Source organism: uncultured Modestobacter sp. (genome assembly GCF_947486615.1).
GTDB lineage: Bacteria > Actinomycetota > Actinomycetes > Mycobacteriales > Geodermatophilaceae > Modestobacter.
The window spans coordinates 14,959-33,624 of record NZ_CANKUD010000019.1 but is presented as its reverse complement, the minus strand read 5'-3'; the positions used below and the strand labels follow the sequence as shown (position 1 = coordinate 33,624).

Genomic DNA, 18,666 nt, shown 5'->3' with positions numbered 1-18,666 from the left:
GGAGTGCTGACCCACCGGCCGCTACCGGCACCGAACCTGCCAGAGACCAGCAGGCTCGGTAAGCCCCATTAGTCGTCAGGGAACCGTGTACCTGCTCGGTCGCGACGATCCGTACGCCTCTGCGGCGCCGCTGATGACCGCCGTCGCCGAGCAAGTCCTGGATACGGCTCTGCAAGTCGCCAACGCTTCGCCGCACGGGCGGATGACGCCCTGCTTCCTGGCCTGCCTCGACGAGTTGCCCTCCACCACCCCGCTGCCCACCTTGCGGGTGCGGATGGCCAACGAACGCGCCCTCGGTCTGTCGTTCATCTACGCGGCGCAGACCTGGAAGCAGATGGTCGTCTCCTACGGCGAGGACGAGGCGCGCTCCCTGCTCGGGCTCACCAACACCTTGGTCGTCTTCGGCGGCGGCAAGGACGTCCACTTCTACCGGGAGCTGTCCGATCTCATGGACGACGTGCGGATCAGTCGGCAGACCGTCACCGACGGCCCCGGTGGCGTCGGCACGTCGCGCTCGGGGGAGAACGTACGGGTGCTGCGGCCCGGGGACATCCGGCGCGTGCCAGAGCGGCACGCGCTCGTCATCGCCGGAACGGCGCCACCCATCCTGGCCAAGCTGCGGCGCTGCCTCGACGGCAAGGACGGGCAGCAGCTCAAGTCCGAGCTGGAGGTCGCCCGTGCGCACGTCACCCGCGCCCGTGCCGACGTGGTGGACGTCCAGGCGCGCACTGCTGCTGCGCTGAGCTACGCCCGCGACCACCGGTTGACTCCCCGGCCGAACATCGTCGGCGGATCACCGTCCGAACAGGCGCCCGACGGGTGGCTGAAGTGATCGTCCTGCCGTTCCCGCGCCCTCCGGCCCCCGTGCTGGTTGCGCTCGAGCTGTTGCGGGACGCGGGCCGCCGTGACTCCGGACGACCGGCCCCGGCCGGCGTCATGGCGGACATGGAACGTCCATGGGAACCGGCCGGGTGCAACAGCGAACTCAGCGCATCGATGTGGAGCTGGTGCGACGACGTCGCGGTCTGGATCAACCACGAGTACGCCTGGCGGCCAGCGCACATGATCCCGGCCTGCTGGCGGCAGCATCCGCACATCGCCCGGGAGCTGCCGGTGTTGGCGGTGCTGCGCTGGCAGGCGGAGAGCGCGGTCGCTCCCGAGCTGGTCGAGGAGTGGAACCGCTATGCCTTTCCGCTGTTCTGCGACCGGATGGTCGAGCGCCTCGGCGAGAGCACCTGCCGCACCGGCCGGCACCAGAGCTGGCCGGCGGAGAGTCGCTACGTCGCCTTCGTCGACGGTGCTGGTCGCTGACGGGGCCAGTGACCACCGCGGGAAGGCGCGAGGGGCAAGACGAAGCCCCGGCGACATGGCCTGAGGCCAGCGGTCCACCGGGGCTTTCGCAGGCATCGTACGTCAGGATGGAAAGTGATGACAGCGTCGACGCCGCCGGGCTCGACACCAGGTTGGCCGCCGGCCGGCGACTGGGTGGAGAACTGGCTGAGTGTGCCGCGCTTCGCGGTCTACCTGGCTGCAGCTGACTCCGATCGGGGTCGCGCGCTGGCGTTGTACGAGTGGAACGCCCAGATCAGCGCAGCACTGCTGCACGACCTGGCCCATGTCGAGGTGGGGCTGCGCAACGCCTACGACCGAGCACTGTCTGATCGCTGGCCCGGGCCGCCGCACTGGACCCTGGCCGGGGAGACGGTCTTTGCGCCGGTGTACCGCACCCGGGGCCGCCGGCGGGTCGACATCAATGAACGGCCGCGGGAGAACCTGCGTCACGCGATCAGCAACGCCGGTGGCCCGGCGGCTCGGCCAGGGAAGGTCGTAGCCGAGCTGATGTTCGGCTTCTGGCGCTACCTCAGTTCAGCTGCGCACGAGAAGGCGCTGTGGGTGCCCGGCCTCCATCGGGCCTTTCCCCGGGGCACCGATCGCGCTGCTCACGTCGATGGACCGGTCGGTCGTATGCACGCGCTGCGCAATCGCGTGGCCCATCATGAACCACTGCTGACCACCGACATCGTGGGCCGGTTCGCGGACCTCTCCGGCCTGGCCAGCCGACTCGATCCGCAGCTGGGCCAGCATCTGGGGGCCGCGAGCGCCGTTCCCCATCTGCTGACCACTCGGCCGTAGTGCCTTCACTGGGAGAATGGACGACACAGGGTCCGAGTTGGTCGGTTCGCAGGACGCTCTCGCCCGGTTATCGCCGCCGGTGCTCCGACGGTGCGGTACGGGAACGTTTGCGTCGATACATCGTTCGGTCGGCGAGTGCGAGGACCTGATCGGGGTCATCACCGGGGCGGCCCGTGGCACTGCCGACGCTCACGCTGAGTGGCACCCGCACGGCCCCGATTTCGAGGGGCTCCCGCATCCGAGCCTGCACCCTGCTCGCCATCGCGGTCACCTCGGACTCACCCAGTCCGGGGTACAGCACCACGAACTCGTCGCCGCCGAAGCGGGAGACCAGGTCACCGGCCCCGGTCCATGCCATCAGCCGGTCGGCCACCTCGACCAGGAGCTGATCGCCGATGGCGTGTCCGTGCTCGTCGTTGACCGCCTTGAAGTCGTCGACATCGCAGAACAGGAGGGCGCAGCCGCGGCCACTGTCGGGTGCTAGGTGCTCCTGCAGGGCCTCGAACAGCACCCCGCGGTTCCACGCGCCGGTCAGCGCGTCCGTGGTTGCGCGGCGAGCAACCAGTGCTTCGCGCTCGCGCTGCTCAGTGACGTCGATGGCGACGGTTGCGATGGCGTACGGCCGGTCGTCGTCGTCGGTGACCACGCTGTTCTGCATGGACATCCGTCGCCAGGTCCTGTCCGCCCGTAGCCAGTCACCCTCGTCGAAGAAGGAGGTTCCGTCGGCCAAAGCCGCGGCCACTGCCCGCTGCGCCCGGGGGATGTCCACGGGAATGACGTAGACGTCGTGGTAGAGGCGGCCGAGCAGCTGGTTCCCTGCCAGGCCGGTGAACCGCTCCATGGCGGGGTTGGCGAGCAGTATCCGGCCGTCGCCGTCGACCATCACGACCAGCGCCGTCGTCGCATTGACGACAGCGCTCATCAGGTCTGCGACAGTCATGACAGCCCCCGTTCTCACGCCTACTCAACGGCGCCGCCGTAGTCGTATCTGCCCGATCCGGCGGCCCTCTCACTCACGCGAGGGATCCGGCCATCGTTCGTCCGCACGGAAGCCTCTGGATAAGGAAGCGCCGCCCATGCGTGATGCAGTTCCGGTTGGCGCCCGCGCAGACGTGGTTCTCACGCAGGAGTTGAGTCCTGAGCTGCTGTCAGTGGTGGAGCGCTGGGCCCGGCGCGGCTGGCTCCTCGGTGAGGTTCACCGGCCCCAGCGAAGAGCCAAATGGCTGGATGCTCAGTTAATCTCCGCCACAGGGGCGCAGTCTTGTCACTACACGCGTCGCCTCGAGCCCCGAGCGGGGGATCGCCTACTGCAGGCGGAGCGCTGAGCTGCGTGAACAGCATGGGAGAGCGTTTGGGACCCTGCCCCCAATCCTGATGCGCTGCCCGCGTAGGTGGAGTAGTTCCACAGCTGGTCGGCTGTCGGCTGAATCGACGCTGCGTCTTGCGGTGGGCAGGCTCTGTCCACATTTCGCTGCGCAGCATCGAAGACCTCAGAGAGCGCGATGCCGGGGTCGATGTCGACCTGTGTCACAAGGCGAGTCAGGTGCATCGGCCAACTACGGGCAGGAAGTGCAGCGATGACCTCGGCTGCTCGACGGGTGGCGTGGACCTGCCCCTCTACGGTGTCCAGCCGGTCGGCCAAGGCGATGACGCGGGCGTCGATGAGCGCGCTGGCCAGGCTGGGGGAGTCGGCGAGGGCTCCGAGCAAGGCGTCGCTACCCGCCATCTTCAGCAGCTCGGCGGGGTCCTTCCCGGTCGGGATGACGAGGTGGCGCGGGTCGGCACCTCGGTCGGTGAGCCGCCAGAACATGCGGTCGGCGGCGAGTTGGCCGGCGCGGTCGGCGTCGGTAGCGACGATGATCTGCGGCCGGTCGGTATCGATCAGAGGGCGCAGCCGGTCGGCTTGCGCGTCGGTGAACGCGACGCCCAGGGGAGCGACGCCGACGAATGCGCCATCGCCGGCGAGAGTGACGGCGAGTGCGTCCAGGGGACCTTCGACCAACACCGGCGTCGCACCGTCCGCCAGCGCCGGAGCCCCCTCAGTGAGGCCGTACAGCTCGTGGCCCTTGGTGAACAGGTCGGTCTCGGCAGTGTTGAGGTACTTGGGCACGGCGTGGCTGCCGTCGTCGTCATGGGCGGGGTTGCGGCGGCCGATCCAGCCGTGGATCTCGTCGCCGTCCCGGATGGTGAAGACGATCCGGTCGCGGAAGCGGTCGATGACGCGACCGGTGGAGGCGTGGCTCCCGAGGCCAGCGGCCACGATCTCGTCGTCGCTGGCACCCAGGCCGCGGAGGTGGTCGGTCAGGCCGGTCCAGCCGGCGGGGGCGTAGCCGATGGTGAACCGCTCGTCGTCGACGAGGTCGGTGCCCAGCCGATCGGTCAGGTAGGCCGGTGCCCAGGAGCCCTGATACTCAGCGGTGAAGAAGGCCGCTGCGTGCTGGTTGAGCTCGAGGAGCCGTTTCCGGGCGACCCCTGATGGGCCGACCTCATCGCAGGGTTCAGTTGCCGGGGGCTCGATGGGGTCGGTGTCAAGCAGTTCGGGTGCGGGCTCAGTGTCGTCGGGCTCGGTGAGGCCGACCATCCAGTCCACATCACGTGCGTCGTCCGAGGCCGAGGCGTAACCGAGGTTGGTCAGTGCGGCTGTACCCGCGCCGGGGATGGGGTCAGTGAGCAGGCCGATCCGCCAGAGCAAGGCGGTGGCCAGTTCGTGGGGGAGCAGCGCCTCGTCGTCCGGGTGTCCGGCGCGCAGCAGGTCGTACGCCGTGCCCAGCAACTGCTCTGGCTGCCAGCCGCCGTCCCCGGCCTGGCTGACGGCAGCGACCAAGGCAGGCCATTGGGGATCGGCGACCACGGGGTCGGTGGCTGCGCTCCCGAGGACGGCGGAGAGGTCCGACGTCCAGTCCGGGCGCAAGGTCCTCTCTGATGCGTGGTCGGTGGTCAGCACGGCGGGGGAGAGGTGGCGGGTCAGCCGCCACCAGAGAGCGGCCGCTGGCTGCTCGTCCGGGAGGGCGTGGCTGGTCGTCGTCCGGACGAGCGCGGCGACGTCGATGCCGGCGCGCTCGGCTGTGCTGAGGCGCTCGGCCAGGACGGGCCAGTAGGGGTCGGTGGCGATCCGGGCGTCGATGGGGTCGACCAACGGCGTCCACCGAGCGGTGACAGTGCCGGGATCGCCCAGCACACGAGCGACGCGGGCGTTGAGCCTGCGCTGGGCTCTGGCGTCAGCGGCTGCGGGGAGGACCGGACCGGTGAGGCGGCGGTCGCCGTCCTCGATGCCGTGGGCGGCGCGCCAGACGGCGAGGTCGGCGACCAAGGCAGGGTCCTGGTCGAGCAGCGGGCGTGCCCAGAGCGGTGCGCTGGCCGGCGTCCAGCTGCCGGCGTGGGTGGCCACGTCTGAAGCGAGCGCGGTGACCTTGCGGGCGCGGTCGTCGAGGTAGGGCCCCCATGCGAGGTCGGCGCTCAGCGGCTCGGGGACGGTCGGGAGCCAGGGGAGAGGGCCGATGCCAGCCGAGTGCTGCCCGGTGGGATCGATGCGCCAATCCAGAACGGCCGCGACATCGCGTGCATCGTCCAGCCCTCGTGGTGAGGCCAGCGCCTCCCGCAGCACGTCGGCGGGATCGCGGCCGGCTACGGCGCACAGGGCCAGGTGCGCACGGAGCACGGGGTAGGCGTCCTGCGTGGTCAGTCCGGGCACCGCTGCGTCGGCGGCCGTGTCGATGGCGGCGAGCCCGGCCGAGCCGAGTCGTTCCTCAGCGGCGACGTTGAGTGCGTGGTGGTAGCGGCCGGCACTGTCGTGCAACCGGGACGCTGGGTCGTCCAGCTCCCGGACCGTGCTGGTGGCCGAGGTCGGGGCGTCGTCCCGAGCCAGGACTCGGCTGAGGACGTCGACGGCGGTAGGCGGCAACAGCGCGTCCCGGGTGATCAGGCTGTGCGGGTCGCCGTCACCGGTGATGGGGAGGAAGACGTGGTTGGCGTGGCGGCCACGGGTGAGGGCCACGTAGAGCAGCTGGCGGGACTCCGTGCCGGTGGTGATGGCGTAGCAGCTTTCGGCGGTGAGGCCCTGGGCGCCGTGCACGGTGGTGGCGTACCCGAGGGTGACGTGGTCGCGCACGTAGTCGGCCGGGAGGGTGACGTGGCGTCCGGTGCGGCGATGGACCACCTCAAGGGCACCGGAGGCATGAACCTCAGCGACGGTCCACCGATCGCCGTTCTTCACCCAGTCCGTGGCGCCGATCGGGATGGTCCGCTCGTTGCGGCGGGTGATCACCGAATCGCCTGCCGAGGCGCGCGCTGAGTCGGCCAGTGCGACGTCGTGACCGGTCGGGCCGGTTGTCCGAGCCAGCCGCTCGTCGCGGGCCCGGTTGTTCAGCTCGGCGACCAGCTCACGGGTGGGCGCCAGCATGATGGCGTCGCGGCCGGCGGCCCGGTCAGTCGCCCAGGCTTCGTAGGCGCCGTCGGTCACGGTGGCGAGATCGCCGACGTGCACCCGTCCGCGGTCGACGTAGTACGCCAGCGCCGCCGGGTCCCCGTCGCGCAGAGCCAGCGAGGCGGCGCCCTCGGCGTGATTCGGTGCGCCGGTTCCCGGGTCGGTGAAGCGGACCACCTGGGTCAGGCTCACCGCGCCATGGCTGGCGGCGAGGTCGCGCAGCAGCCCACCGGCGCCGATGGCGGCCAGCTGCCGGTCATCGCCGACCAGCCGCACGGATCCACCGGCCTCGACGACGAACTCGACCATCCGCGCCAGATCGGGGGTGCTGGCCATGCCGGCTTCGTCGACGACAACGAGCGTGTCCGGGCCGATCGACGTCACCCAGGTCGGGACGTCGGCGCCACTGGTCACCGCGTGAACCAGCTTGGCGAGAGTGTCGGTGTCGGTGCCCAGCTGCTCGCGCAGGACCGCGCTCGCTGCAGCGGAGGGCGCCAAGCCCACGACGGTGCCGCCGCCCGACTGCCATGCTGCGGCGAGCGTGCGCAGCGCGGTGGTCTTGCCGGTGCCCGCCGGCGCCAAGGCGAGCTGCACCCGTGCTCCGGACGTCGCCAGTTCGTGGACCAGCTGCACCTGACCCGGGTTGAGCTTCGCCCCGTTGGCGGCCGACTCGAGCAGTGCCAGATCAACGGACGTAGCCGGGATGACACGTCCGTCGCGCCGGCCGGCGACCGCGAGCACGGTCCGTTCGGCGGTGATGATTTCGCTCGAGGTGTAGCGCGCCGAGCCGGCCACGGAAAACACGGAGGTGCCGTCGGTGCGGCATAGCGCGACAGGTTGCTTGATCGCTTCCTGCGCGCCCAGCCGGATCGACAGCTGGGGTGACAAGGCCGCGGCAACGATCGCGTCGACGGCACGGTCGACGTCAGGGAGCGTGATCCCGGCGGCGCGGGTCCGCCGCTCAGCTTCGGCGCGGACATGGCTCTCCTGCCAAGTCGCCCGGGCGCTCGCCACCACTGACACCAGCGCTGCGGCAGTCTCGTTGACCCACGCGTCAGTCGCTCGCTGCACCCTGCGAGGAGAGTGCCCGCGGAGGACGCCGTCGAGGTATCGCCTCAGCCGATCGTCCCCACCGAGCACGGCCAGGGCTTCGGTCCGCCAGCTGGCTCGCTGGTGGGCATACGAGCGTGGCTCGTGCTTGGCCTGACGTGTCTCCAGGTTGGCCTGCTGGGCCAGTGACACGGACTCCTTCATCGTCGGTGGCCGGCCGTGGTCCGCTTGGAACTGTGCAGACAGCAATGCCCGTCGGGCGTCGATGGCGGTGCGCCGCGATGACCAAAACCGGGGGAGTGGCCCGTCGACCCCGACGATCTCCCGTACCGGGCGCTTGCCGGCCTCGGGGCCGGGACGGTCGGCGAAGCGCACGCCGAGTCGCTCGACCAGCAGCGCCTCCAGCCGGGTGTTGTAGCGCTCGGAGGCGGCGACGACGTTCTTGTGGATCGGTCGGCCGTCCAGCGCCAGCCACCGGCCGTCGAGGGTCTGCACCTTGTTGCTGATCGCCACGTGCGTGTGCAGGTCGGGGTCGCCGGCGCGGGAATCGCGGTGGGTGAACGACGGCGCGATCAGTCCGCGTACGTCCACCTGGGCCACCCCTTGGTGGCCGGTGCGCGTGAAGGCAGCGTGGTCCTCGAACCAGGTCAGGGTGTCGGCGACGGCGTCGGCGTGCGCCTGCTCGATGACCGCTGCGACCTCGCGGGGAGCGATCGCCCAGAGCGTCGAGACGCTCTTGACGGGGCTGAAAGTCAGGTCGTACCCGGCGACCGCCGTGGTGGCCTGCCGGGAGATTCGGGCCAGGTGGCCGGACAGCTCCCGGGCGTCGAGCGGAGGACGGCCGTAGCTCTCGGCGAACATCGTCCTGGCCAGGGCGGTGCGGATGCTGGCGCGCTCCTCAGCCGGCACGGGGGTGACAGCCGGCAGCCCTCGGGCGGAGTTGTACTCGCGGAACTCGATGGCGCTGCGACGGCGGAACTCGTTTGCCTGCTCGAAGACCAGGTATGGCTTGCCCAGACGGCTGGCTCGATCGACCTCCTGCGGAGGCAGGCCCGCCAGCCGAGCGGCCCGCTCGATCTGGTCGGCGTTGGGGTGACGTCCCTGCCCGAACAGCGCCAGCATCTGCGCCTCGGTGACCGTGCTGCCGACCGGGAAGTCCGGCACGCCGGCAAGGCCGCGCCCCATCCAGGTCCCCGGCGCCTCGCCCTTGTCGCTGTAGTACTGCCCGAGGCTCCCGAACTGCTGCTCGGTGGCGTCGTGCGCAGCCACCTGGCGGGTCAGATACGTGTATCCGTCCCCGGCCGTGAGCTTGTGCAGCGTCATCACGAACTGACGCTATGGACGCCTGTCCCGTGTCAAGATCGTCCGGGGTGCAAGAGGTGTGTCGGACATGATCGGTCATCGGTCGCACCGGCTTGCTGACTAGGGCCTCGCGGCATCCGAGGCAGTGGACCTGGTCGCGGTGTCCCTCGGGCAGTCAATCCATTGCGGGTCGTACCGAAGCGGCAGGTAGGCCCACTTCCTGGCACTCCTGCTCGACAGCGCCTCCCTCGACTGCAGCCAGTCCGTCTCCGTCATCCCGCCACCATGCTCGACCCCTGCGTGGGCGCCCGACCCCGACGAGCGCCCCGGCGCCCAGCCCTACCGTCGGCGAAGCTGCACGATGTTGTTCGGCGTCGCCTGCGGCTCGTCTACCGCCGGGATCGATGCGGGTGCGCGCGGTGCACGGGTGCGGGTCGGGGCCTCGGCGTAGCGGGCGAGATCCCGCTGCAGGTCGGTCGTGTACCGGTGCATGAGGCCGGCAACTCGGCCGACGTCGAACCGGGGTCCGTAGGCGAGCTCGAACATCTTCCGCAGGGCGCGGGGACGTTCGGGGAGGCGGGCGTCCCATCCGGGCTCGCGGGTCCGCCAAGCCCGGACGCCGATCTGCTGGTGCAGACCGCGGCGCCGCTCGAGGTCGATGATGCCGACCTCGAAGGCTCGCCAGACGAGGGCGCCCATCGACATCCCCCAATGCTTCTTCAGCGGCAGCAGCTGGTTGAGCGTGAACCCGCGAGGGATCTCCTCCAGCGCGGCGTCCCTCGGCATCAGGAACGCGCCGGCGAATCGGTCGGCCTCACCCTCAACGTCGTTGGCCAGCTCGGGCAGGTGAGCGCTGGCCCGATGCATGACCAGGTGCCCGAGCTCGTGGGAGGTCGTCAATCGGAGACGGTCCCAGCTACCGGTGCCCGCAACGGCCATGATCGGCCGCTCCAACGCAGGCCCCGTCCAGGTGGTGAAGGCGTCGATCTTGCCGCTCTCGATTGGATCGACCGCGTAGACGAACACGCCGGCACGTTCGAGCGCGTGCACCACGTTCGGGATAACCGCGTCAGGCGCAATCGACAGCGCTGCCCTGGTCTGCTGGGCCGCTTCTTCGATGTCGCTGGCGGGTAACGCCGGCACGCGACTGGCCGGGGGATCGACGAACCGAACGAGGTGGTGGGCAAGCTCGTGGGCTACCTCCGCCCGCCGCCGTACAAGGGCAAGGTCGGCCTTGGTGGTCTTACGGGCGCGGAACCGCATGGAGCCGTCGCTGAGCTCCTCGGGGATGGGGGTGGTGAAGAAGGCGGGCGGCATGAGCAGGTGGGCGCTGAGCAGCTCAGGTGTGATTGCGCCGGCGGTAACGCCGTCCCGTTCAATCTGAGTGAGCCGGCCTGGGGAGATGCCCAGGCTGTCAGCCAGGGTGCCGCTCTTCATGCCGCGCAGCTCCCTCGCCTGCTTGACGCGGGAGCCGTGAATCATGCCGGCGCCGGCCCATCGTCATCGCCGTCGTCGGCAACCTCGTCGCGCGGCTGGAACAGGTCGTCCATGTCGTCGCGGTCGTCGTCGTAGTGGTCCGCCGAGCCCCCGATCGCGAGGCCGGCGAGTGTGTCCGGAATGCGAATGCGCCAGGCGTGCCCGGCGGTCGCGCTGAGCCCCTCGGGGCTCTTGGGCATGAGCAGGTGCTGCACGACGACACCATCGGCAGTCAGGTGCCACGTCCAATTCAGGACTAGCCGCGACGGGGCGACGTCCTCGCCGAAGAGCGCCTCGTTCTGCCAGCACTCCAGCGAGCGGCGCAGGCTGCGCGGCTGCGGCACGCGGGCGCCCGTCGGCTTCTTCAGCACGCGCAGGCGTACGTTCAAAGCTGGGTCGATCACGAACGCGACGCTGTTCCGGTCACCCTTGCTTCCACCCCACGGCTCCAGCACGCCCTCCTCGATCAGCGCAGTGCGGATCTCCGGCCGGACGATGTCCGGCATGGCCGCCTCAGCGGCGGCGGATGCGAGACCCTGCAGCCTGGCGCGGCCCGTATAGACCGATCGCTCAACGATGTCGGGCAACCGCGGCATCCGGGTCAGCACCTGCTCCAGCGCGTTGCGGGCGTCCGCGTAGGGGTGTTCATCCACGGCTAAAAATTTAGCCACTCTGCTACATCGGTGTCAAGTGCTGTGAGCCTGAACCTGACCGTGCCCGCTCAGCGCCACCACGTCTCCTCGTCCTCGCCAAGCTGCTGAAGCCGACGATGCGTCCGAGCGTGGGCTCGAGCCTGTCGGGTCCGCTGCCGGGCCGGAGGCGTTCCGGTGATGAGGCCGTCGCCGTCGATCTGTTCCAGCAGGCGCATCGCGTCGTCGGCGAGGCGCAATCTTTCTGCGCGCGCCCGCCCCCGGGCCGCAGCCAGGACAGGACGGCGGCGACGCGCGGACCGCCGCCTGCCCACAGGACCGTGGAGTCCCCCCGGGGTCGGCCGGCCCGTCCGTCGAGGGCGTGGCCGGCAAGGATAGACGCTGCGATGGCGCTGCCCAGGGAGAAGCCCGCGCAGCGGGCGACCTGGTGGAAGCCCATCGCACAGCCGGTCTCCTGCGCCGGCGCGGACCCGACGATCGACCCGGGATGGCGGCGTAGGTCACGCCGAGCCCGACGCCGAGCACACCGATGCTGACGAATGCCTCCCAGAGCGCGCCCTGCGAGAGGCGCGCACGGGCATGACCGTCTCGCCCACCAGCACGCCTGCGCGCCGTGTAGGTGTCGCGAGTTCTGGCCGCGGGTGACTAGCCGCGGTGCTGCAGACTCATTGCGTGCCAGCGATGCCCGTACCGAGTTCCGACGATGGCGCGCGGCTGTTGGGCACCATTTGGGACTTCCTTACGCAGCTAGGTGCCTGGCCAACAGTCGGGCAAGTGGCCAGCAGGCTTGATCGGCGACACGATGTAGCCTTCGAAGAAGCGCTGCCCAACGTTCCGGCAGCCCTGCTCTACGGCGTCCACCCGAATCGGCTGCCGTCCGACGACGAGTCGATCGGGCTGACTATCGCCGGAGCAGCGGTGGTGGAGGGGGCCGCTGAGAGCTTGCGGCTCGCGGTCGCAGCGGTCGGGTTAGCTGCCCAGTTGCATAGGGACTGGGAGCCTCCGGTGGCCGATCGGAACGAGGAGCTCGTTTTCACCGCCGCGGACCTAAGCGAGCGACTGCCGGTACCGGCTGCCGGCCGCGCAGCGCTGTTGGCTCAGGTAGGCGCGCTTTTGCGGACCGAGAGCTGGGGATGGAGGTCGGCCAGCCACGGTGCTACTTCTGATGCCTGGTCCTTCAGCATCGATCGGAGCGTCCGCCGCTTTCGCGACGTTGTCGATGTCAGTGACTTCTGGGAGCGAGCCCACCCGATGGTGCGGCCAGGCGCGGGTGACACTGTTGGGGCACCCGCACCCGCGGGGGCGAGTAGCCCGCTGGAGGGCGCGAAGGAAAAGGCTGACGTAGGGAGTCGTGTGGCCAATCGAAGCATCTTTCTGGTACACGGTCGCGATCATGACGCGCGGAACGCACTCATCGAGTTGTTGCGTTCGTTCGACCTGCGCGTGGTCACATGGCGAGAGGCCACGAGCAAGGCCGCGGGCGGCGGGACGCCGTACACCGGGGACATCGTGCGCGCTGGTCTTGAAATGGCCAACGCCGTGGTCGTTTTGCTCACCCCCGACGATGTTGGGTACGTTCGTCCGGCGTTTCGCGAGGAGCGCGATGGTGCCGACGAGTTGCAGCCGACAGGTCAAGCCCGCCTCAATGTCATCTTCGAAGCGGGGATGGCTATGGCTCTGGGTCGCGAGCGTGTGGTGATCGTGGAGGTCGGTGTCACCCGCGGCCTCAGCGATACCGCAGGTATTCACACTATTCGTTTGAGGGACGATCCGGAGTCCCGAAAGGACTTCGCCGCGCGATTGCGCAACGCGGGGCTGACCGTGGACACGGACGGGGAGTCGTGGCGAACTGCAGGCAGCTTCGACCGTTCACCACTCGCCCCCGGTGATTTAACGCTCGAGGTGGTCCAGGCAGCTGGCTATCCAAACCTCCGCGGAATTCAAGCCACGGAACAATCGCCGTCGGTCCGCTTGACCGACACGCTGGTCGCGTCGCGGCTGGGGCGCCTGGACTCGTCGCACAGCACTGACGTGGTGGGTGAACTGACTAACGAGTCCAGCGCCGCGCTTAACCTTGTGCTTCTTGGTGCTACCTACTTCGATGAGTCCGGTCGCATCGTGGGTACCGCAGACGGTGTCGTCAACGGACTCCTCGGAGGGCAGACGAAGGTTTTCCGTTTGAGCAGTGTGGGCAGCGTCAAAGACGTAGCTCGATTTGCAGTTCAGTCGAATGGCACTGGGTGAGCGCGACCGTATAGGCATTTAGGATGGACCTGAATGGGCCTGCCAGTGCCGCAAGGTCTGTGCCTCCAAGAACTTCCGATGCGGCGCTGCGAGGTCAATCCGAGCCCTTACCCCGCAATTTCGGGCTCCAGGTCATGCGTGTGCTCTGAAGGAGGTGGCTACGCGAAGGCGTCGGACCCAGCTTGTCCGCGTAGTGCAGGCCCGCGCGCGTTGCAGTACCGATTTCCCTATTCGTCGCTATGGCACGCTTCAGGCACGACGGGAGAGGACACCGTCGACACTTGACCCCACCCCAGAACATCGTTTGATCCAAGATCGTCGATGTGTGGGCGCCCTACGTGGTACGGGGCTTCGTTCTCGCTCCCCAACGGGCGGTGGCCGCAAGCTGTCCCGGGAGTTGGAGCGACTCGGTTCGGGGTCCGGGGTCCTGCCATGCCGATGGCAGGGCAGGTGCCGCGCGCCCGGTTCCGTGAGAGCTCGAGCGAGCGATTAATCGTGTCGCGGAGGCATCGCTTACTCATCGAAAACGCACTAAGACGGGCTCATTTGCCCAACGTGGACCCACGTCATAATTGCAGGTCGCAGGCGTATTTCGTCGGTTGTCAACATTGATCAAACAACTCAAGATCAAATCGCATCTTTTCTCTTCCTTGGTGGCTCGGGCTATATCGAACTGAGAGGTCCGCGCTGTCGCCACACGGTGTTCTTGGTCGTGGCGAGCTGAGCGGCGATGTCCCGGAGTGACCGGCCGCGCTCGGTGAGGCGCTGGACGACTTGGGTCTGCTCGAAAGCGGTCAGGTCGGCGTACTGGATGCCGTCGCCGGCCAGTGCGCGCTCGATGGCGATCTCGTCAACATCGTCCGGCGAGGAGGCAACACCCGTAGGTCGCGGACACGGGTCGGTGTCGATGTCCTCCCACGCCATCGGTGGCGACCAGCCCCGCGCGACGGCGTGGGCCCGGGCGGCATGCACGGCGGCGCATTGCTTGCTGGTCGCTCGCAGGGGCGGGGTGTTCGACAGCCGTTCGTACAGAGCGGCGACGTCGCGGGCGGTGCGGGCGGTGACCGACGGACTGGTCATGCTGCACCGCAGGCTGCTCGGGCGGCGTGCCAGCTTGTCGGCGAGCAGTTCGGGGGACCAGCCGATGGCGGCGAGCGCCTGCAGTCGACGACGAGTTCCGGTTGCGTCGACTCGGCTGTGTGGGGCCCGGTGGTCGTCGGCGATGCTGATGCTCAAGATCCGCGCGGCGGTGCCGGGGCGGACCCTTCGGGTGGCGGGGGAGTGGCCGCGGTCGGGAGCAGCCAGCGTGCGGATGTGGCTCACGGACATGCCGGCGAGCGCAGCTATGCGCTCGACTCCGATGCCGGCTGCCCGCAGTGCGTCGAGGTGGTCGTAGACCGGGCCAGCGTCGGTGAGCGGCTGCCACCGCCCGTAGGCACGATCCCGGTTCCTGGCGCGCGAGGCCGCGGTATTCGCAGCGGTGCACGCGGTGCATCGGCATCGGTCCTTGACGTAGGCGGCCCTGGTGCCGTGGATGTGCCGGCCCCCTGCATGGCTGCACTCTCGTGTCGTGCGCATGCGGGCGCGGTCCGTGCGCCGGGCGGCTCGTTCCAGAGCCAGCTGGTACTTGGCGCAGGAGTGTCGAGGATGGTGCGCATCGGCCAGCGGCACGCTGGCGTAGTCGGCCCTGTAGCCGCAGCTCGAGCAGGTTCGAGTCGCCCTCATCAATGACCCAGGTGACGCGGCCAGGTCGGTGAGCGGCTGGTCACCGAGATCCAACCGGGAAGCCGGCTCGGAGCAGCACGTCGTCGATCCAGTCGGTGCGGGTGGTGCCGGCGTCCCCGATGTGCTCGTCGAACCCCATCGAGGTGAGCTCGGAGGCGATGGCCGACCACACAAGATCGGGAAGCGACCGTTCCAAGTGGGCTTCGACGGTGGAGCGATCGACGTAGGCGACGCTCGCCTCGAGCAGATCAGCCAGGTCGGTCAGCAGCCGGTACGTGTCGCCGTCGTAAGCGCTGACCAGCGCCGCGCACAGCCGATGTCGGTTGGCCGTCGGGTCAGGCTCTCCGAGGTCGACCACGAAGGACGGCGCCGGATCGCGCGATGCGTGAACTGAGACGTCGCCCGAGATCGCCTCATGGGAGTGGCTGGGCATCGGCGCCCCCCTCGACAGTTGGGATGGTCTTGGGATCAGGCGCCGCGCAGCGTCGAAAGGTGACATGCCACGAATCGGCACCCCGGCGCGGTTGCCGCCGTCGCCGACGGACCGGCGTCGGATGCGGGTGGCCGAGGGTCGGTGTCAGCACGCCGGCAAGGTCTGCTGTCAGTGGCGGGCGGCAGGCCGAGGCATTTCTGCACATCCAGCAAGGCTTCTGCCCACCGAGCGACACCGGGCGTGCGCGCTTGCTTCGGTGCGGCGGCGCACGCGTAGGCGACGGGCTACGGGCGAGCGGGTGGTCGCGAGGCTCAGTGCTGCCCGGTCACTGGTCGCGGTGGACTGCCGGTATCATGGGGCGCACTCACGAGGGGATGGTCGACCACTGCTCGCCGTTGAGTCTGTCGGCGCGAGATGAGCGCAACCGACCAGGCGTAGGCGATCGACTCGTGCCTGACGGCCAGCTCTCGCGCAAGGGCCACGGCGGTGTTGAAGTTGGTGGCGTCGAAGTCCTCGGGCGGGCCCGTCGGGTCGACGACCAGGCGGTAGCTGCACACGGGGAGCCCCAGGACGCTGACGACATCCCGGCGGGAACATGGCCGTCACGCGCCGTCAGCCACCTTCTTGCATCGCTGACGCTGAGCTCCGGCTCTAAACGGATCCAGCTCGGCTTCAAGCCTCAGGGCCGTTGGCTCTACCCAGCAACAACGGGGAGGCCTGTCGCGTCGACCGGGCGTCCACATCATCTTCTGACGCACACCTGCCAGGTGACCCACGGCTCGCCCTCTCGGCGCTGCAGCTCGAACCCGACCGGCGGGCCTGCTCCGAAGCCGGCGTCGAGGTGCTCGCGCGCCAACGACCTCGCTTTCCCGGCGGCCACGTGATCGTCCTGGGTTTCGAACTCGCGAGCCAGAGGGCCGCCGTCGATGCGGATCAGTCGGTAGGCGACCACGAGCCACACCGTACGAGCCGGGCTACTCCTGCTCGGGCACGATGGCGCGCGAGTCGGGCACGTTGGGCGGGACGACGTTGGGGCCGGCCGCCGCTGGGCGCAGGACGTTCTGAGGGTGGAGCTGCACAGCGACCAGCGCGACGTCGTCGTCGGCGTTGCCTGGCAACATCCGAGCCAGCAGCTCGTCGCAGAGCTCGTCCAGGCCTCGTCCTGCCAGCTCCTCGAGAGCGTCCTGAAGGCGGAGCAATCCGGTGTCGAGGTCTTGGTCGCGGCGCTCGACGAGACCATCGGTGTAGAGGACGACGACGCTGCCTCGGTCGAGGACGGCCTCGAACTCGCGGCGCTCGGTGTCGGGTCGAACGCCGAGGAGCAGTTCAGGCTTGAGCCCGATGAGCGGCTGGACGCTGCCGTCGGGGTTGATGACGAACGGCGGCGGATGGCCGGCATTGGACCAGCGCACCCGCGTGACGCCGCGGGACTCCTCATCGGGCGTCTGCTCGAGGCGGGCGACCGCCACCGTGGCGACCGTGGCGACCATGAGGGTCGCCATGACCGCGTCGGCACGGCTGAGGACGTCGGCTGGGCCGTGATCGGCTTCGGCGCCGAGGGTGCGGACGATGGTGCGGATCTGCCCCATCGCGGCCGCGGCCTGGGTGTCGTGCCCGACGACGTCGCCGATGACCAGCATTGTGGCGCCGTTCGGCTGGAGGAACGCGTCGTACCAGTCCCCACCGACCTGGGCCGCCTGGGAGGCGGGCACGTACCGGACCACGATCTGGACATGGTCGGGCTCCGGTGGCGGGGTGAGCAGCGAACGCTGCAGCCCCTCGGCCAGGCCCCGTTGCTCCCGGTAGAGGCGGGCGTTGTCCAGTGCCAGGCCGGCACGGGCGGCGATGTCCGCGGCGGTGTCCACGTCGTGAGCAGGGATGCCACCGCGCCCCGCGCTGCGGAAGAGCGACAGCAGCCCCGCGGTGCGCCCACGCCCGCGCAGTGGCAGGACCGCCAAGGTCTCGGGGTCCAGCTGCTCGATGATGTCGCGGGCTCGGCCGGCCGGGAAGAGGTCGCTGATCCGTCGGGCGGCACCGTCCTGCACCACCACCGGTCGGCCGGTGGCCATGGCCCGCTCGAGGAAAGACCCGTCGAGCAGGGCGGGGATGCGCACGTCGGCGTACTCGGCGACCAGCGCGCCCTGCCGGGGGTCAGCATGGGCGAAGCCCACGTCGCGCAGGCTGCGACGGATCTTGCTCTGCTGGTCGTCGGCCACCAGGGTGACCATGCACCAGTCGGCCAGCGCGGGCACCACGAGGTCCGCCAGGCGGGCGACGGCCTCCTCAGCGTCCAGGGTCCCGGTCAGCTCCCGGGTGACCTCGGCCAGCAGCTCGCTGCGCTGCTGCAGGCTCTTGCGCTCGGTGATGTCGAGAAAGAAGACGGCCAGCCCGTTCTCCTCCGGCCAGACGCGGATCTCATACCAGGCGTTGAGGGGCGCGGGGTAGTGGGCATCGAAGGTCGCAGGTTGCCCGGTGGTGAGGGTCTCCCGGTATGTCCTGCCGATCGCGCTGTCGCGAGCGGCGGGGAACAGGTCCCAGACGACCTGGCCGACGGCCTGGTGGCGGGTGACGCCGAGGAGTTTCTCTGCCGGGCCGTTGACATAGGTGAACCGCCAGTCGGCATCGATCGCGTAGAAGCCGACCGACATCGTCTCCAGGATCCGGACGCTGCGGGCGGCCTCGGTGTGCACAGCAGTGACGTCCCACGCCGCGCCGAGCACCCGTTCGGGCGCCCCCGACACGTCGCACAGGGCGCGTCCGCGGGCGGCGATCCAGCGCAGCGACCCGTCGTCGTGCTGGATGCGGTACTGGGCCTCGTAGTCACCGCACGTGTCGATCGCCTGCTGCAGCAGTCCGGTGACCCGGTCGACATCATCGGGGTGCAGGCGCGCTTTGAAGCCCTCGATGGTCCGGACGAATGTGGCTTCGTCCAGGCCGAAGAGCTCCAGCAGCCGATCGTCCCAGGTCAGGGCCCCGGTGGCAAGGTCCCAGTCGAAGGTCCCGATTCCAGCTGCGGCCCGGGCCAGGTCGAGCAGCTGCCCCTGGGGGTCGGACGCCTGCGCCGGCGGGACGGCGTCCGCCGGGGCGTTCCCTCCGCCGAGCGACCGCCGACCGTCTGCCACCACAGTTGCTCCGTCCGCCGGGTGCCGCTCCGTCGCTGGTGATCAGCCCGGCAGCGTCACATTGTGCCAAGCCGGTCGCCGTCGTGTTCTGTGCAGCACGCCACGTGG

12 protein-coding genes are annotated in these 18,666 nt (G+C 69.5%); 4 read left to right on the top strand and 8 right to left on the bottom strand.

The features are described from left to right. The first annotated feature begins 85 nt into the window (after nt 1-85). The 3 genes from Q1A09_RS22320 (at nt 86) to Q1A09_RS22310 (ending at nt 2,133) form a co-directional block, all read left to right on the top strand. Nucleotides 86-832: a type IV secretory system conjugative DNA transfer family protein gene (locus Q1A09_RS22320; protein WP_299960512.1), complete on the top strand. Its 747-nt coding sequence runs from the start codon at nt 86-88 to the stop codon at nt 830-832. Continuing rightward, entirely contained in the window at nt 829-1,311 is a 483-nt protein-coding gene (locus Q1A09_RS22315) for a hypothetical protein (RefSeq protein ID WP_299960509.1), read from the top strand. The genes Q1A09_RS22320 and Q1A09_RS22315 overlap by 4 nt, the downstream gene beginning before the upstream one ends. A gap of 117 nt (nt 1,312-1,428) precedes the next feature. Further along, the gene (locus Q1A09_RS22310; RefSeq protein WP_299960506.1) at nt 1,429-2,133 is read left to right on the top strand and encodes a hypothetical protein; all 705 of its coding nucleotides are present in this window, start codon (nt 1,429-1,431) and stop codon (nt 2,131-2,133) included. A 67-nt stretch (nt 2,134-2,200) separates the two neighbouring features. Here the strand turns inward: Q1A09_RS22310 and Q1A09_RS22305 are convergent, their stop codons facing one another. From Q1A09_RS22305 to Q1A09_RS22290, 4 genes are all read right to left on the bottom strand, one after another. Further along, entirely contained in the window at nt 2,201-3,055 is an 855-nt protein-coding gene (locus tag Q1A09_RS22305) for a GGDEF domain-containing protein (protein ID WP_299960504.1), read from the bottom strand. Nucleotides 3,056-3,400: 345 nt separating this feature from the next. Next, a complete protein-coding gene (mobF, locus tag Q1A09_RS22300) occupies nt 3,401-8,929 on the bottom strand; it encodes a MobF family relaxase (RefSeq protein WP_299960521.1) in 5,529 nt (1,842 codons plus the stop codon). A 318-nt stretch (nt 8,930-9,247) separates the two neighbouring features. After that, complete coding sequence (locus tag Q1A09_RS22295) at nt 9,248-10,345, bottom strand: ImmA/IrrE family metallo-endopeptidase (protein ID WP_299960501.1); 1,098 nt, start codon at nt 10,343-10,345, stop codon at nt 9,248-9,250. Nucleotides 10,346-10,386: 41 nt separating this feature from the next. After that, nucleotides 10,387-11,037, bottom strand: coding sequence for a hypothetical protein (locus Q1A09_RS22290; protein WP_299960498.1), 651 nt, complete (start codon nt 11,035-11,037; stop codon nt 10,387-10,389). Nucleotides 11,038-11,715: 678 nt separating this feature from the next. On the opposite strand from Q1A09_RS22290, the gene Q1A09_RS22285 reads away from it, so the two are divergent. Further along, the gene (locus tag Q1A09_RS22285) at nt 11,716-13,278 is read left to right on the top strand and encodes a TIR domain-containing protein (RefSeq protein WP_299960518.1); all 1,563 of its coding nucleotides are present in this window, start codon (nt 11,716-11,718) and stop codon (nt 13,276-13,278) included. A gap of 663 nt (nt 13,279-13,941) precedes the next feature. Here the strand turns inward: Q1A09_RS22285 and Q1A09_RS22280 are convergent. From Q1A09_RS22280 to Q1A09_RS22265, 4 genes are all read right to left on the bottom strand, one after another. Next, nucleotides 13,942-14,856, bottom strand: coding sequence for a helix-turn-helix domain containing protein (locus Q1A09_RS22280; RefSeq protein WP_299960495.1), 915 nt, complete (start codon nt 14,854-14,856; stop codon nt 13,942-13,944). Nucleotides 14,857-15,043: 187 nt separating this feature from the next. Further along, on the bottom strand, nt 15,044-15,436 hold the full coding sequence (locus tag Q1A09_RS22275) for a hypothetical protein (protein ID WP_299960492.1): 393 nt from the start codon (nt 15,434-15,436) through the stop codon (nt 15,044-15,046). 742 nt (nt 15,437-16,178) lie between these two features. Further along, entirely contained in the window at nt 16,179-16,388 is a 210-nt protein-coding gene (locus tag Q1A09_RS22270; RefSeq protein ID WP_299960489.1) for a hypothetical protein, read from the bottom strand. A 22-nt stretch (nt 16,389-16,410) separates the two neighbouring features. Continuing rightward, nucleotides 16,411-18,561 carry a SpoIIE family protein phosphatase gene (locus tag Q1A09_RS22265; protein ID WP_299960486.1) on the bottom strand — a complete coding sequence of 717 codons (2,151 nt, stop codon included), beginning with the start codon at nt 18,559-18,561 and terminating at the stop codon, nt 16,411-16,413. Between the last annotated feature and the right edge of the window lie 105 nt (nt 18,562-18,666).